Origin of the sequence: Phytoactinopolyspora alkaliphila, from assembly GCF_010550695.1 — a bacterium.
GTDB classification, from domain to species: domain Bacteria; phylum Actinomycetota; class Actinomycetes; order Jiangellales; family Jiangellaceae; genus Phytoactinopolyspora; species Phytoactinopolyspora alkaliphila.
The window spans coordinates 147,458-161,609 of record NZ_JAAGOB010000007.1; the positions used below are offsets into that span (position 1 = coordinate 147,458).

A 14,152-nucleotide genomic window follows, 5' to 3' on the forward strand; every position below is an offset into this window, starting at 1 on the left:
CGAGTTCAGATCGTGGCCGAGAGGTCGGTGATCGTCTCGGCGGAGAGTCAGTAGGTGACAGCTTGCAGGGTCTCGAGGAGCCCTTCCGGCCATTGCCCGACGACGGCTTCGTCGTTCAGGTAGATCCCCTGAACATGTTCACGGAACGCGTCGACGTCGGGCTCGTAGACATCGAGGCCTTCGTCGCGGAAGTAGTCCTGCAACTCGGCTTCGCGCTGGACGGTCTTCCCCGTCGCCTCGTCGCGCGCGACGAGCCACGCGTCATGGATTGCGCGCTGCTCGTCCTCGCTCAGACCCTGCCAGGTGTCCTCATTGATCGTGGGCCAATAGTCCGTGACCACGTGGCCGGTCAGCGAGACACTGGACGTTACCTCGTAGAACTTGCTCGAGAACGTCAACGGGAGTGCGGTCTCCTGTGCGTCGACCGCGCCGGTCTGCAGCGCCAGGTACAGCTCGCCGAACGCCACCGGCGTGGGATCTGCCCCGAGTGACCTCGCCATGTATATCCACGAGTCTTGATCGGGTATCCGAAGTTTGACGCCGTTCAAGTCTTCGGGGGTCATCACACGATGGCCGATGTCGCGCAGATTGAGCTGCCGCGTTCCAACGTAGACGGTGGTCAGCGGCCGGATGTTCAACGTTTCGACGGTGTCGGAGAAGATGCGTTCCCCGACCTCGCTCGACATGACGGCGTACAGGTGTTCCGGATTCTCGATCATGTAAGGAACCGTGACGATACTGGCGGCGGGCACGCGGTCGGAGATCTCCTGCGGCCCGATGAACGTCATGTCGAGATCGCCACGTTGAATCGCCTGCTGGGCTTGGTTCTGATCGAATAAGCTCCCGCTGTCGAAGACCTCGACGGTCACGGCACCGGCTGTGTTCTCCTCGACCTCGGCGGCGAAGCGGCGCACCGCCTCTGTCGCATAATCGTCCGGCGCGAGAATCGTGGAGAATCGCAGAGTACGAGATCCCGAATCCGGATCGTCGCCGGCGCTGTTGGAGCAAGCTGTCAAGAGGGCGGATCCGAGAATGAATGCCACCGCCGTTGATCTATAAAACACCACGCGCTTTCTCATCTTCAACTCCCAAGTCACCGGTATTACCGTGAAGGATCGACAGCCAAGATGCGCTGATGCGGGGATAGCTTAGTGTGCTGGATTTCCATGTGGAAGAGGGATTCCGTGGCCCTTGAGTTAGATCGCCGATGATCTCCTGGATTCGTCGATCGGACGCCGTTGATCGTTCGCCATGCTCTTTCCGCGGTGATTGCCGGGATAAACTCATCTGCCCGCACATAGAAATGATCAGTGTGCGGACGGAATCTATTGACCCTGGCGAAGTCCGGATACGGCGCGTACCTCCTGAACCTGCCCGCGTGACACGGCCCCCGGCCGCGGTAGGTCAGGCGTGCTCACTCGTCCGGTTGCTGAGCATCTGGGACAGGTCGTGGGCGAGCGCGCCGAGATCCTCGGCCTTGTAGACGCCGGCGAGCTCATCCAGCAGCCGGGCGATGACCGTGGCCTGGCCACGGGTCAGCACCGCCGGCGCCGCGTCGTCGGCCTGCTCCATCCGGAGCCGAAGCTGTGCGGCGAAGTCGTCGCGGTTCACCGGATTGCCCGCCCGGTCCCGCATGGCGGCGGTGGGCCGCGGTGGAACGGTGGCCGGGGCTTTGCTGAACTCCGCGTGCTCGGGACAGTAGTCGCTCTCGCGGACGGGGTCATAGGTCCAGTCCGCCGCGTGGTTCCGGGCCCATGACAGAGCGTCGGCGTCGCTGCGCCATCGCTCGGCCGGAGGCGGCTCCACCTGAACCGGGCATCCGGCGACGTCGCAGCTGATCACGATACGTCGTGGTGTGGCCCCTCTGCCGGACAGATGGATGCTCACAGCGGTGCCTCTCTGCTAGATCTGGCTAGGTTACCCCGCCGGTATTGACTCTGCCCTTGGGGCAGACCTGACGATCGGTGGTGCCGGCGCGGCATGTCGCCGCAGGCGCCGGGTTCAATGCGTTGGGCGAGCCATAGGAGGCCATCATGCTCACATCCACCGATCAGCAGCCGATGCAGTCCGTCCTCGACTTCTATGCCCGACCGGCGGCGATGACATCCGCCGGACGGCACGGAACGCTCTTCGACGAGCTGCCCGGGAGCGTCGAGGAGATCGCCGCGATGTTGCCGGGCCTGGTCATACACGAGCACATGAGCCAGGCCTACGGGTACGACCTGCCGGACGAGCGTCGCACCAGCGTCCACCTCCGGCGCGTCGAGGCCTTGCTGGAGCGCATGCTGGCCGATGACGGCGAGCCGCTCAGCGTCGCACGACCGCCGGAGAAGCGGCTGGCCGGCAACTGCCGCCACTTCTCCGTCCTCCTTGCCGCGACCCTGCGGGCGCGCGGAATCCCCGCCCGCGCGCGCTGCGGCTTCGGGAACTACTTCGGCAGCGGGTCACACGAGGATCACTGGGTCGGGGAGTACTGGAACGCCCAGGAGCGGCGCTGGGTCCTGGTCGACGCCCAGATCGACGATGTGCTCCGGGGGTTCCTTCCGATCGACTTCGACACCACCGACGTCCCGCGGGACCGCTTCGTGATCGCCGGCGACGCCTGGGTCGCGTGCCGCGCCGGTGAGGCCGATCCGTCGAGATTCGGTTTCAGCATGCTCGGCCAGGGCGGCCTGTGGTGGATCGCGGGCAACCTGATACGCGACGTCGCCGCCCTCAACGCGGTGGAAATGTTGCCGTGGGATGTCTGGGGCGCGATGCCCGCGGCTGATGAGCCGATCGACGACGACCGCCTGGAGCTCTTCGACCGCCTGGCCGCACTGACCCGGTCACCGGACGCGGGGTTCACCGAGCTGCACGCCGTTTATCAGGACGACGAGCGGATCCGGATCCCGGACACGGTCCACAACGCCATCCTGGGCCGCGACGAAACCGTCTGACCTGGTGCCCCTCGACGCTCGCCGTCAGTCCATGTGCGGGTAGCGGTATTGCGTCGGGGGCTCGAAGGTCTCCTTGATGGCGCGCGTGGAGGTCCAGCGCAGCAGGTTCTGCGTCGAACCGGCCTTGTCGTTGGTCCCAGACGCACGCGAACCGCCGAACGGCTGCTGCCCGACGACGGCCCCGGTCGGCTTGTCGTTGACGTAGAAGTTGCCCGCCACTGAACGCAACGCGTGGGCGGCATGCGTGATGGCGCCCCGGTCCCGGGCGATCACAGCCCCGGTGAGCCCGTACGGGGAGGCGTCCTTGATCTGCGCTATCACGCCGTCCAGGTCGGCGTCGTCGTAGACGAACACGGCCATGATCGGGCCGAAGTACTCGGTGCGGAACACGTCGTTGCGCGGGTCGTCGCACACGAGGACGGTCGGCTGGATGAAGTACCCGGTCGAGTCGTCGTAGGTGCCGCCCGTGAGGACCGTGATGGAGGGGTCGGCGTGCGCGCGGTCGATCGCGGCCTTGAGCCGGGCGAACGCCCGGGCGTCGATGACGGCGCCGAGGAAGTTGCCGAGATCGGTGACGTCGCCCATCGGCAGCGATCGGACCTCCTCCACAAGGGTGCCGGACATCCGCTCCCACACACTGCGCGCGACGTACGCACGCGAGGCGGCCGAGCACTTCTGTCCCTGGTACTCGAAGGCGCCGCGGATCAGCGCCGTGCGGGCGACCGCCGGGTCCGCCGACGGGTCCACCAGGACGAAGTTCTTCCCGCCGGTCTCACCCACCAGGCGGGGGTACGTGTCGTAGCTGCCGATGTTCTCGCCCACGGTGCGCCACAGGTGCTGGAAGGTGGCCGTGGATCCGGTGAAGTGGATCCCGGCCAGTCCGGGGTCGGCCAGGACGACGTCAGAGACAGCGAGGCCGTCGCCGGGCAACATGTTGATCACTCCGGGCGGCAACCCGGCTTCCTCAAGCAGGCGCATCGTCCAGTGCGCGGCGAACTGCTGCGTCGGCGCCGGCTTCCACACCACGCAGTTGCCCATCAGCGCCGGCGCGGCGGGCAGGTTCCCGGCGATCGCGGTGAAGTTGAACGGGCTGACGGCGTAGACGAACCCGTCCAGCGGGCGGTGGTCCAGCCGGTTCCAGATCCCGGGAGCGTTCGCTGCCGGCTGCTCGGCGAGGATCTGCCGGGCGAAGTGCACGTTGAAGCGCCAGAAGTCGATCAGCTCGCAGGCCGAGTCGATCTCTGCCTGTATCACCGTCTTCGACTGCCCGAGCATGGTCGCGGCGTTGAGCGTGTCGCGCCACGGGCCGGAGAGCAGCTCGGCTGCCTTGAGGAAGACCGCGGCCCGGTCGTCGAAGCTCATCGCCTGCCACGGCCCGGCCGCATCGCGGGCCGCCGCGATGGCCGACTTCGCGTCGGCGTGCGTCGCGTTGCGCAGCACGCCGAGTACGGCGCGGTGATTGTGCGGCTGGACGACCGGCATCTCGGCTCCTCCGCCGGGCCGCTGCTCGCCACCGATCGTGGCCGGCAGGTCGATCGGCCCGGCGGCGGCCAGGGCGCTGAGCCTGGCGGTGAGCCGGGACCGCTCGGGGCTCCCGGGGCCGTACTGCAGCACGGGTTCGTTGACAGGTGCGGGGACCTGGGTGACGGCGTCCATGACGGTTCCCTTCGAGGCGGCGGACAGCTGGTCCCTGCCGCCTCGAGTGCGGCGCCGGGACTGCTATGAACCTATGCGGCGGCCGTGTCCTGCGTCTTTGGACAAGCGTCACACAGGTCGAGGCATGGACTAGACATATGCTCAACTACACTGTGGTCGCGGGTAGCGTCCTGCAACACGTGGCCGGGGGCGCTCGTTCTGCAGGACGTTGCGCATTTGGGAGAGCCATGAGACCGGAATTGCAGGACATCGTCGACACGGTCTCCACCGTGCTGGCCAGACCCGCCACGCTGGAAGACCGGGACTTCAACCTGGTGGCATTCTGTTCGCACGGCGACGGGATCGACGACGTGCGGGCGCAGTCGATCCTGCGGCGGAGGTGCTCGCCGGAGGCGACGTCGTGGCTGGAACAGTTCGGCATCGCCGGCACCGACCTGCCGGTGCGAACGCCGTCGTCGCCCGAGCTGGGCCTGTTGAGCCGGCTCTGTCTTCCCGCGCGCTGGCGGGGTGTCACCTACGGCTACCTGTGGCTGCTCGACGACGACCATCGCATCGACGACGCCGACGTGCCCGCGGCCGCCGCCCTGGCCACACGCGCCGGAGCGCTCATGGCGCAGCAGGCCCGGGCCAGGGAGGAGATCGGGTTCAAGGTGCGCGATCTCGTCACGGCGGACCCCCGGACCGCCGAGGACGTCGCCGACGAGCTCGGTGAGCTGAGCAATGTCGCGCGGAGGATGCCGGTGGCGGCCGTACATGTGCGCGCGACGACGCCGTCCGCCGAGCCCGCGCCGCTCAACCTGTGGAGCTTGCCGCGATCGGTGCTGGCAGGCGCCTGGGATGCGGGAACCACCCTGCTCGTCCCCGTGAGCGGCGACGATGTGGCGGCGGAGGAGGTCGCTCACCGGGCCCGGACCGCGTATGCCGAGCACGCCGGCCCGGCGGCGCATGAACTCGTCGTCGGCGTCGGTGGAGCTCGCCCGGACCTGGCCCAGGCCGGTGAGAGCTGGCGCGAGGCCCGGCTCGCCGCCCGGGTGGGCGCCGTGGTGCCTGCGTTGCGGCCCGTGGCGAGCTGGCCGACGCTCGGGATCTACCGGATGCTGGCGTGTGGTTCACGCACCGAGCTGGCGGAGGCGTTGATGGAGCCGGCCGTCCTGCGCCTCGTCGAGCACCCCGATCCCGAGCTGCGCAAGACGGTGGAGACGTACCTGGAGTACGGCGGCGATGTCCAGCGCACCGCGGCCACCCTCAACGTGCATCGCCAGACGGTGTACTACCGGTTGCGCCGGATCGAGCAGCTCACCGGCATGGATCTGTCCGGCGGCGACGGACGGCTGCGGCTTCACCTCGGCCTGCGGATGGCGCCGCTCCTGCTGACCTCATAAGGGCACACGGTGTCCTGGGTGCGGAGCACGCGCTCGGGGACGTCCGTATGCACCCAGCGTGCTGTATGTCGTGGCGTCGTCACTGTATGATTTTGCTATGTCAGCGTATACGTTGAAGCTCTCGTCAAATGGGCAGGTGTCCATTCCGGCAGCGGTGCGTCGTCGTTGGAACGCCACGCACGTGCTCGTCATCGACAAGGGAGATCGGATCATCGTCAGGCCGGTGCCGGACGACCCCATCGAGTCGGTCATCGGCAAGTACGCCGGAGGAGAGTCGTCCGACGAGCTGCGCCGGATCGCTCGTGCGGAAGAAGCGGAACGAGAGCACGCGCGCTGATGGCAGTATTACTCGACGCCTACGCGGCCATCGCGGTGCTCAAGGGGGAGCCGGCGGCACAGGAGGTGCGTCCGGTGCTGGAGAGGGGCGAAGCCGTGATCCACCCACTGAACCTCGGCGAGGTGATCGACCGGATGAGCCGCCTCGCGGGCGCCGATCCAGACGACGTCGAGGCCGACATCGCCCTGCTCGGTGTCAACACCGTTCAGCTCGACGAGGCGACGCTGGTGGACTCGGGACGCTGGCGGGCACGGCACTATCACCGCACCGACCGCGCGGTCAGTCTCGCCGACTGTGTCGCCGGGCTCTGCGCGGTGACACTGAAACTCGTCCTGGCCACGTCGGACTGGCACTGCGCTGAGATGGTCCGGGACGAAGGCGGCGAGGTCATGCCCCTTCCGGATAGTCAGGGCGTACGCCCGTAAGGATCACGCGCAACGGCAGCTCTGTGTCCCATGCTCGGGACTAGTCTCTTGCGGTGCGCGGCACTAGTACTCGGCTTTGGGAATGACGATCCACAGCACGATGTAGGCGATCTCACCGGCACCGACCAGGCCAAAGATCACGAACAGCAGCCGGACGATGCCCGTGGACAAGTTGAACCGCTTGGCGAGCGCGGCGCACACGCCGGCGATCATCTTCCCTCGGCGGGGTCTAACGAGACTCGGGGTAGCCATGCCGACACGTTACCCAGCGCGCGTGTTCCCATCAGCCGATTGCTCGAGAACGCGGCCGGTGGCCGGCGCCGGTCACAGCCGGATGTCCGCGACCACCGCGTAGTGATCGGACGGGGGATGCTCTGCCGGCACGGTCCCGGCAAGGAAGGCGCGGCGCACGCGCGGTGGCGGCCGGTCCGACGCTGAACGGGTGAGCACGTAGTCGATGCGGCGGTCGATCTGCTCGGTGGCCTCGTGCGGAGCGAACGGGTTCTGGCTGCTCAGCGTGACGCCCTCCGGGTCTCCGGAGACGCTCCAGGAATCGACCATGGCGTCGGTGAGCACCTTGATCCCGGGACTCTGCGGCGGCGCGTTCAGGTCACCCAGCAGCACGAGCGGCAGGTCGCCGCTGCTGCGCTCGGTAAGGGAGTCGGTGAGCTCGACCAAATCCTGCGCTTGCGCCAGATGGTCGTCGGCGAGGGACGGTTCCCATTCCAGGCAGGTCGACACGACCGGAAGCGGGCCGAGCGGATGCTCGACGACGGCTACCAGCGCGACGAGAGGATGCGGCCGGCTCGAAGGCAACAGGTGCGTCCAGGTGTGCTTGATCGGCCACCGGCTGATCACGGCGACGCCCAGCTCCACACCTTCCTGGTCCGGTGTCTCCGGAGGCCGCGGCACGGGCGGAAGCGACGGCCCGGCGAAGGCCGAGTGGAAGCCGAAGCCGTCTGCGAGCAGGCTCGACTCCGAGCGGCCGTTGGTGGCCCATGCCTCCTGCAAGCCCACGATGTCTGGTTCCAGGTCGGCGAGCGTGGCCGCGATGGTGTCCTGCCGGTGCTGCCAACCCGTTCCGAACCGCCACCACACGTTCCAGCTGACCATCCGGGCGACCGGCCGCTGTGGCCCTGAGTACCTGTCGTTCATGTGACGCGCCACCTCCTGTGCCGCGCCTGTACCCACCGCGTGCGGTTTTCAACGGCAGTGTCAGCAGGTCACAACGGGCTTTCCCGGTCCGGCCCCCGGCGGGCCGGACCGCGAAAGGGGCGTGTCACATGTCGCTGCGCGCGGCTGCCCGCCGATCGGCGGTGGGCGCGCGGTCCGGGGAGTTGGGACTCGTCGTCGGAACTCGTCGTCGGGATTGCTCGTCGAGACCTGCCGTGCCGGCGGGACCCGGCAGAATGGGACCTGTGAGTTCGCCCGCCCGCCCCGCTGACGCCCTGCGCCGCATCGCCTACCTGCTCGAACGTGCTCGGGAACCGACGTATCGGGTGCGCGCGTTCCGTACCGCCGCGGCCACAGTCGACGAGCTGAGCGACGACGAGCTGGCCGCACGTGCTGAAGCCGGCACGCTGACCGAACTGCGCGGCATCGGCAAGGTCACCGCCACCGCGATCGAGGAGTCGCTGGCGGGGGAGACGCCGGTGTACCTGCGCCGACTGGAGGCCACCGGCGGTCAGCCTGTGGCGGAAGGCGGAGCCGAGATCCGGGCGGCTCTCCGGGGCGACCTGCACACCCACTCCGACTGGTCGGACGGCGGCAGTCCCATTCCGGAGATGGTCGCCGCCGCCGCCGGTCTGGGGCACGAGTACGTCGCCCTGACCGACCACTCGCCACGCCTCACCGTCGCCAATGGACTGTCCGCCGACCGGTTGCGCGAGCAGCTCGACGTCGTCGCAGAGCTCAACGCTGGACTGGACGGCTTCCGGGTGCTGACCGGGATCGAGGTCGACATCAACGAGGACGGTTCGCTCGATCAGTCCGACGAGTTGCTGGACCGCCTGGACGTCGTCGTCGCGAGTGTGCACTCGAAGCTGCGCAGTCCCGCCGATGTGATGACCCGGCGCATGGTCGCGGCGATCGCGAACCCGCACGTCGACGTCCTTGGTCATTGCACCGGCCGGCTGGTCACCGGCTCGCGGGGCAACCGGCCGGAATCGGAGTTCGACGCGGAGGTCGTGTTCGCCGCGTGCGAGCGGTTCGGCGTTGCCGTCGAGATCAACTCTCGCCCGGAGCGGCTCGATCCACCCAAGCGGCTGCTGCGGCTGGCAGTGGAAGCCGGCTGCCTGTTCGCCATCGACACCGACGCGCACGCTCCCGGCCAGCTGGACTGGCAGCCGTACGGCTGTGAACGGGCTGCGGCCTGCGGCGTGCCGATGGAACGGATCGTGAACAGTTGGACCGTGGACGACCTGTTGGCGTGGACCCGGCGCTAACAGCGGCCGCCGTTACCGTTCGCACGTCCCGCGTTCGGCGTTCCGCGTGCCGCCTTCCGCGTCGACCGCGGTGAGCCGGTGCCGGGAGAACCGACATTATCCGGGCCATTGGCCGGATGATGTCGGTTCGCCTGCCCGAGGCCGGCGTGTGTGGGGTGTCGTGTGAGTCCTGGCCGATGGGTGCGGGCTCGTGAAGATCGTTGTGCTGGTTCTGGCGGGTGGAGGCGAGCGACGCGGGGCTGAGGGCGGCACGAGGCATCGCGGGGAAAGTCGAAGTCAACTAATACTTGACGAGATTTCCAGTCCTACCGTACGGTTCTCGCCATGACTGTGACCCACGCCTCGTCCCCTGCAGCTTCGACCTCCGGTGAGAGCCACGAGCGGCTCATCGGTGTCGTCCACGTCGGCCTCGGCCCCATTGGGCGGCAAGTGCTCGCGTTCCTCGCCGGGCGCGGCAGTTACCGCAGTATTGGTGCGGTAGACATCGATCCCCAGCTGATCGGCCGCACCCTGAACCAGGTCACCGACGGTGCGAACGGCGACGCAGTGGTGGTCGGATCCGTGGGCGAGCTGCCGGCCGCAGGGCCGGGGGCGGTGGCGATCCACTGTGCCGGGTCGTCCCTGGAGAAGGTGGCGGGCACGTTCGCCGAGCTGATGCGCGCCGGCTACCACGTCGTGTCCACCTGCGAGGAGCTGTCGGATCCGCGCAGCACCCAAGGTGAGCTGGCCGCCCAGCTCGACCGGGTGGCGGCGGAGAACGGCGTGGTCCTCCTCGGTACCGGGGTCAACCCCGGCTACTCGATGGACTACCTGCCGGTGGTGCTGGCCGCGTCGCAGCGGGCAGTCCACGGTGTCGCCGTGCACCGGGTTCAGGACGCCGGACTGCGGCGGCTGCCGCTGCAGCGCAAGGTAGGCGCCGGACTCACGGTGGAGGAGTTCGGCGAACGGGTGGCGCAGGGCACCATTCGCCACGTCGGTCTGCCGGAGTCGGCCCGACTGGTCGACCGGGCCCTCGGGCTGGGATGCACCGAGTTCACCGAGACGATCGACCCCGTCATCGCCCAGGCTCGGGTGCCCCTCGGCGACTCTGCCGTCGACACGGGCCACGTCCTCGGCATCGACCAGCTCGTCGTCGCTCGCCGGAACGGTGTGGAGGTGATCCGGCTGCACCTGCAGATGGCCGTGGGCCTGCCGGACCCCCGTGACGTGATCACCATCGACGGCGACCCCGGCCTGGAGACCGTCATTCGCGGGCTGCACGGCGACTCCGCCACGGCAGCGGTGGTGGTCAACTCGCTCGGCAGGGTCCGGGTGGCGCCGCCAGGACTGCGCACCGCCGACGAGATCCCCGCCTCCCCGCTGAACTTCTGAGAAGCCACGCCGTGACCAGCTTGCTGATCAAGGACGCCCGAATCGTCGACGGGTCGGGCGCTCCCGCCGAGAAGGGCGACGTGGCGATCGCCGGCGGACGGATCGTCGCTGTAGGCGCCGGTGCCGGTGACGACGCCGGGCTCGGCGCCCACCGGGTGATCGACGCCGGCGGCCGGGTGGTGTGCCCCGGCTTCATCGACACGCACAGCCACGTCGACTTCAGCATCGACCGCTACCCCCGCGCGGACGGGATGCTCCGGCAGGGCGTGACGACCATCGTCACCGGCAACTGCGGCATGAGCCCGTTTCCAGCAGGCTCCGACGGCGACCCCGACACCGACCCCGACACCGACAGCGGCTCCACCGACCGCAGATGGCCGGACCTGGCCGCATTCGCCGCGGCGATGTCGAGGCACCCCCTCGCCACCAACGTCGCCCCGCTCGTGGGCCACGGCGCCGTGCGCCTGGCTGCCATGGCCGATCCCGGAAGCCGCCATCCGAGCGACGACGAGTTGGCCCGGATGCGAGACCTCGTGGCCACCGCCATGGCGCAAGGCGCTCACGGCATGTCCACTGGCCTGATCTACGACCCAGGCAGGTTCGCCGGAACGGAGGAGATCGTCGAGCTGGCCCGGGTGGTGGCGGGGGCCGGCGGCTTCTACGCCTCGCACATCCGCGACGAGGGTGACCACCTGGTCGACGCGGTCCGGGAGGCGTTGGAGATCGGGCACGCGGCCGGTGTCGCCGTGCAGATCAGCCACCACAAGGCGAAGCGGCGGCGGAACTGGGGCGCGGTGGAGAAGACCCTGCCGATGATCGACGACGCGGCCGCTGCCGGACTTGACGTGCTGATCGACTGCTATCCCTACCCGGCCAGCAGCACCAGCCTCTGGGCGTACCTTCCTACCTGGGCGCGCGCCAGCACACTGCTCGGCGAGCGTGACGAGGAGGGCCGCGTCGACGCCGGACTGCGGCAGCGGGTGATCGACGGGATGGAGGAACGCTTCCCCGGTTGCTCCTCGATACCGGGCGCCGATACCGACCTCGACGACCTCACCATCAGCGACATCGCGATCCCCGGCCGGTACGAGCGTTACACCGGGCAGCGGGTGGTCGACGCCGCCCGGGCGGAATCGACGTCCCCGGCGGACCTGGTCCTTGACTTGCTCCTCGCCGGGGAGAAGGTGCAGATCATCGACCACGCGATGAGCGAGGCGGACATGCAAGCCGTGCTGGCGCACCCCAGGTGCATGCTCGGCAGTGACGCCCGGCTGATCCACCCGGAGTTCCCCGGCGTTCCGCATCCGCGCAACTACGGCACGTTCACCAGGTTCCTCCAGCTCGCCCTGGACGGGCTGATGCCCCTGGAGACGGCGGTGCACAAGTGCACCGGCCTGCCGGCCCGCCGGCTGGGCTGGGCACGTCCCGGCCGGCCGAGCCCGGCGGCACACCTGGACCGCGGGCTGATCCGTCCAGGGGCCGCGGCCGACCTGCTGATGTTCGACCCGCAGCGGTTCCGCGACCGTTCCACCTTCGAGGACCCCAAGCGCTTCAGCACGGGCCTGGACCTGGCGGTGGTGAACGGCGTCGTCGTCGTGGAGAACGACGACGACACGGGTGCGGCGGCCGGGCGGTTCGTCCTGCGGACCGGCACGGCGAGCACGCCGCCCCAGCAGTCCGGCACACCGCACCGGCAGTCCGGCACACCGCACCGGCAACCCGGGACGAGAGGAGGGGACCCATGGCCGGATTCGTCGGCAGGCGCCTTCTCACCCTGATCCCGGTCCTGCTGATGGTCGCGCTGATCACGTTCGGCATCCTGCACTTCACGCCGGGCGACCCGACCATTGCGATCCTGGGCATCGACGCGACCATCGAGCAGCGCGAGGAACTCCGGGCGGCGCTCGGCCTGGACCGCGGGGTTGTCGAGCAGTTCCTCAACTGGGCCGGCGGACTGCTGCGCCTGGACTTCGGCCAGTCGCTGTACTTGCGCGTGCCCGTTGGCGAGGCGATGCTCAGGTACCTGGAGCCGACGGCGCTGCTGGCCGTGTACTCGCTGGTGGTGGCGTTGCTGGTGGGGATTCCTGCCGGGGTGATCTCTGGCGTGCGGCGCGGCGGGCTGATCGACCGGCTGGTCATGGGGATGACGGTGGCCATCAACGCGGTGCCGAACTTCTTCCTCGGCATCCTCGTCATCATGTTCTTCTCCGTCCAGCTCGGCCTGCTGCCCACCGGCGGTTACGTCTCGCCCACGGAGGACTTTCTCGGCCACGTGCGGGCGATGATCCTGCCGAGCGCCGTGCTGGGGATCTCGCTCACCTCGTTCGCCCGGATCATCCGCTCGTCGGTCCTGGACGTGATGTCCGCCGAGTACGTCGAGACGGCCTACTCCAAGGGGCTCAGCCGACCACAGGTGGTGATCAAGCACGTCCTGCGCAACGCCGCGATCCCGTCGGTGACGGTGATCGGCATCTCGTTCGGCAACCTGCTCGGCGGCGCCGTGGTGACCGAGTACGTGTTCAACCTGCAAGGGATCGGCCAGCTGCTGGTGGAGAGCATCGCCCGGCGCGACTACCCGGTGATCCAGGCCGGGGTGCTGCTGTCCGCGCTGCTGTTCTGCCTCGTGACGCTGCTCGTCGACGTGATCTACGCCTATCTGGACCCGAGGGTGCGCTATGGCCGTTGACCTCACTTCCGCCGGAGTGCCGGAACCGGACACGCACGACTTGGTCCGGCCCCGAGCTCGGCTGCGAGCCGGCTGGGTCGGTTCCTTCCGGGCCTCCACCCGCGGCATGATCGGGCTCGGGCTGCTGGCGCTGATTGTGCTGGCGTGCCTGGTCGGGCCGGTGCTCTCGGCGCACGACCCGCAGGTGGTCGACCCGGTAGCGCGGCTGGCGCCGCCCAGCGGCAGCCACTGGCTCGGCACCGACCAGTTCGGCCGGGACGTGCTGACCCGGATGCTCGACGGCGGCCGTGCCTCCCTGCTCGTCGCCGCCGCGGTGACGACCATCAGCGTGGTGATCGGCGCCTTCCTGGGGCTGATCTCGGCGATGTACGCCAAGGTCGACGGGCCGGTGATGCGCTTCCTGGACGCGTTGATGGCCTTTCCGTCGGTGCTGCTGGCGATCGCGCTGATGGCCAGGCTCGGCCCCAGCATCGGCAACGTCATCGCGGCGCTGTCCCTCGTGGCCATACCGGGATTCGCCCGGCTGGTGCGCAGCTCCGCCCTGGTGGTCAAGTCGACGCCGTATATGGAGCTGGCCCGGGTCCTCGACTTGCGGCTGCCCACCCTGATGGTCCGCTACCTGCTGGCCAACTCGATGTCACCGCTCATCCTGGCCGCGACGTTCGGCGCGGCCAGCGTGATCCTCGCCGAAGCGGCGCTGTCCTTCCTGGGCGCCGGGCTCCCCACGTCCGTACCGACGTGGGGAAGCATGCTCAACGACGGCCAGACCTACCTGCGCAACGCCTGGTGGCTGGCCGTCGCCCCAGGCGCGATCCTCAGCCTGCTCCTTCTCTCGCTCAACATGATCGGAGACGCGCTACGCGACGCCTTCGATCCCCGTTCGGAACGCATCTGAAGTATCGCCGGGTCTGT

General features: G+C 68.7%; 14 protein-coding genes. 9 read left to right on the forward strand and 5 right to left on the reverse strand.

The window, feature by feature from the left end; translation table 11 throughout:
• Positions 1-47: 47 nt before the first annotated feature.
• Together G1H11_RS14535 and G1H11_RS14540 are read right to left on the reverse strand one after the other, a co-directional pair.
• Positions 48-1,016 (reverse strand): DctP family TRAP transporter solute-binding subunit, encoded by a 969-nt coding sequence (locus G1H11_RS14535; protein ID WP_163819308.1) that lies wholly within the window; start codon positions 1,014-1,016, stop codon positions 48-50.
• A gap of 388 nt (positions 1,017-1,404) precedes the next feature.
• A complete protein-coding gene (locus tag G1H11_RS14540) occupies positions 1,405-1,887 on the reverse strand; it encodes a hypothetical protein (protein WP_163819309.1) in 483 nt (160 codons plus the stop codon).
• Between the two features lie 146 nt (positions 1,888-2,033).
• Here G1H11_RS14540 and G1H11_RS14545 point away from each other — a divergent pair, with 146 nt between their 5' ends.
• Positions 2,034-2,939 carry a transglutaminase-like domain-containing protein gene (locus G1H11_RS14545; RefSeq protein WP_216843760.1) on the forward strand — a complete coding sequence of 302 codons (906 nt, stop codon included), beginning with the start codon at positions 2,034-2,036 and terminating at the stop codon, positions 2,937-2,939.
• Between the two features lie 24 nt (positions 2,940-2,963).
• Here the strand turns inward: G1H11_RS14545 and pruA are convergent, their stop codons facing one another.
• Positions 2,964-4,595: an L-glutamate gamma-semialdehyde dehydrogenase gene (pruA, locus tag G1H11_RS14550; RefSeq protein ID WP_163819310.1), complete on the reverse strand. Its 1,632-nt coding sequence runs from the start codon at positions 4,593-4,595 to the stop codon at positions 2,964-2,966.
• 227 nt (positions 4,596-4,822) lie between these two features.
• On the opposite strand from pruA, the gene G1H11_RS14555 reads away from it, so the two are divergent.
• From G1H11_RS14555 to G1H11_RS14565, 3 genes are all read left to right on the forward strand, one after another.
• Entirely contained in the window at positions 4,823-5,977 is a 1,155-nt protein-coding gene (locus G1H11_RS14555; protein ID WP_163819311.1) for a PucR family transcriptional regulator, read from the forward strand.
• A gap of 97 nt (positions 5,978-6,074) precedes the next feature.
• Positions 6,075-6,314, forward strand: a complete 240-nt coding sequence (locus G1H11_RS14560) for an AbrB/MazE/SpoVT family DNA-binding domain-containing protein (protein WP_163819312.1) — start codon at positions 6,075-6,077, stop codon at positions 6,312-6,314.
• Entirely contained in the window at positions 6,314-6,739 is a 426-nt protein-coding gene (locus G1H11_RS14565) for a PIN domain-containing protein (protein WP_163819313.1), read from the forward strand. The genes G1H11_RS14560 and G1H11_RS14565 overlap by 1 nt, the downstream gene beginning before the upstream one ends.
• Positions 6,740-6,802: 63 nt before the next feature.
• Here G1H11_RS14565 and G1H11_RS14570 read toward each other — a convergent pair whose 3' ends face one another.
• Positions 6,803-6,991 (reverse strand): PspC domain-containing protein, encoded by a 189-nt coding sequence (locus G1H11_RS14570; protein ID WP_163819314.1) that lies wholly within the window; start codon positions 6,989-6,991, stop codon positions 6,803-6,805.
• A 72-nt stretch (positions 6,992-7,063) separates the two neighbouring features.
• Positions 7,064-7,894 (reverse strand): endonuclease/exonuclease/phosphatase family protein, encoded by an 831-nt coding sequence (locus G1H11_RS14575; RefSeq protein ID WP_163819315.1) that lies wholly within the window; start codon positions 7,892-7,894, stop codon positions 7,064-7,066.
• Between the two features lie 263 nt (positions 7,895-8,157).
• Between G1H11_RS14575 and G1H11_RS14580 the strand changes: the two genes are divergently transcribed.
• The 5 genes from G1H11_RS14580 to G1H11_RS14600 all read left to right on the forward strand — a co-directional run bounded on the left by G1H11_RS14580 (position 8,158) and on the right by G1H11_RS14600 (position 14,135).
• A complete protein-coding gene (locus G1H11_RS14580) occupies positions 8,158-9,183 on the forward strand; it encodes a PHP domain-containing protein (RefSeq protein WP_216843761.1) in 1,026 nt (341 codons plus the stop codon).
• Between the two features lie 324 nt (positions 9,184-9,507).
• Complete coding sequence (locus G1H11_RS14585) at positions 9,508-10,554, forward strand: dihydrodipicolinate reductase (RefSeq protein ID WP_163819317.1); 1,047 nt, start codon at positions 9,508-9,510, stop codon at positions 10,552-10,554.
• An 11-nt stretch (positions 10,555-10,565) separates the two neighbouring features.
• Complete coding sequence (locus G1H11_RS14590) at positions 10,566-12,332, forward strand: amidohydrolase family protein (protein ID WP_163819318.1); 1,767 nt, start codon at positions 10,566-10,568, stop codon at positions 12,330-12,332.
• Positions 12,296-13,240 (forward strand): ABC transporter permease, encoded by a 945-nt coding sequence (locus G1H11_RS14595; protein ID WP_163819319.1) that lies wholly within the window; start codon positions 12,296-12,298, stop codon positions 13,238-13,240. The genes G1H11_RS14590 and G1H11_RS14595 overlap by 37 nt, the downstream gene beginning before the upstream one ends.
• Positions 13,230-14,135 carry an ABC transporter permease gene (locus G1H11_RS14600; protein ID WP_163819320.1) on the forward strand — a complete coding sequence of 302 codons (906 nt, stop codon included), beginning with the start codon at positions 13,230-13,232 and terminating at the stop codon, positions 14,133-14,135. Before G1H11_RS14595 ends, G1H11_RS14600 begins: the two co-directional genes overlap by 11 nt.
• Positions 14,136-14,152: the final 17 nt, after the last annotated feature.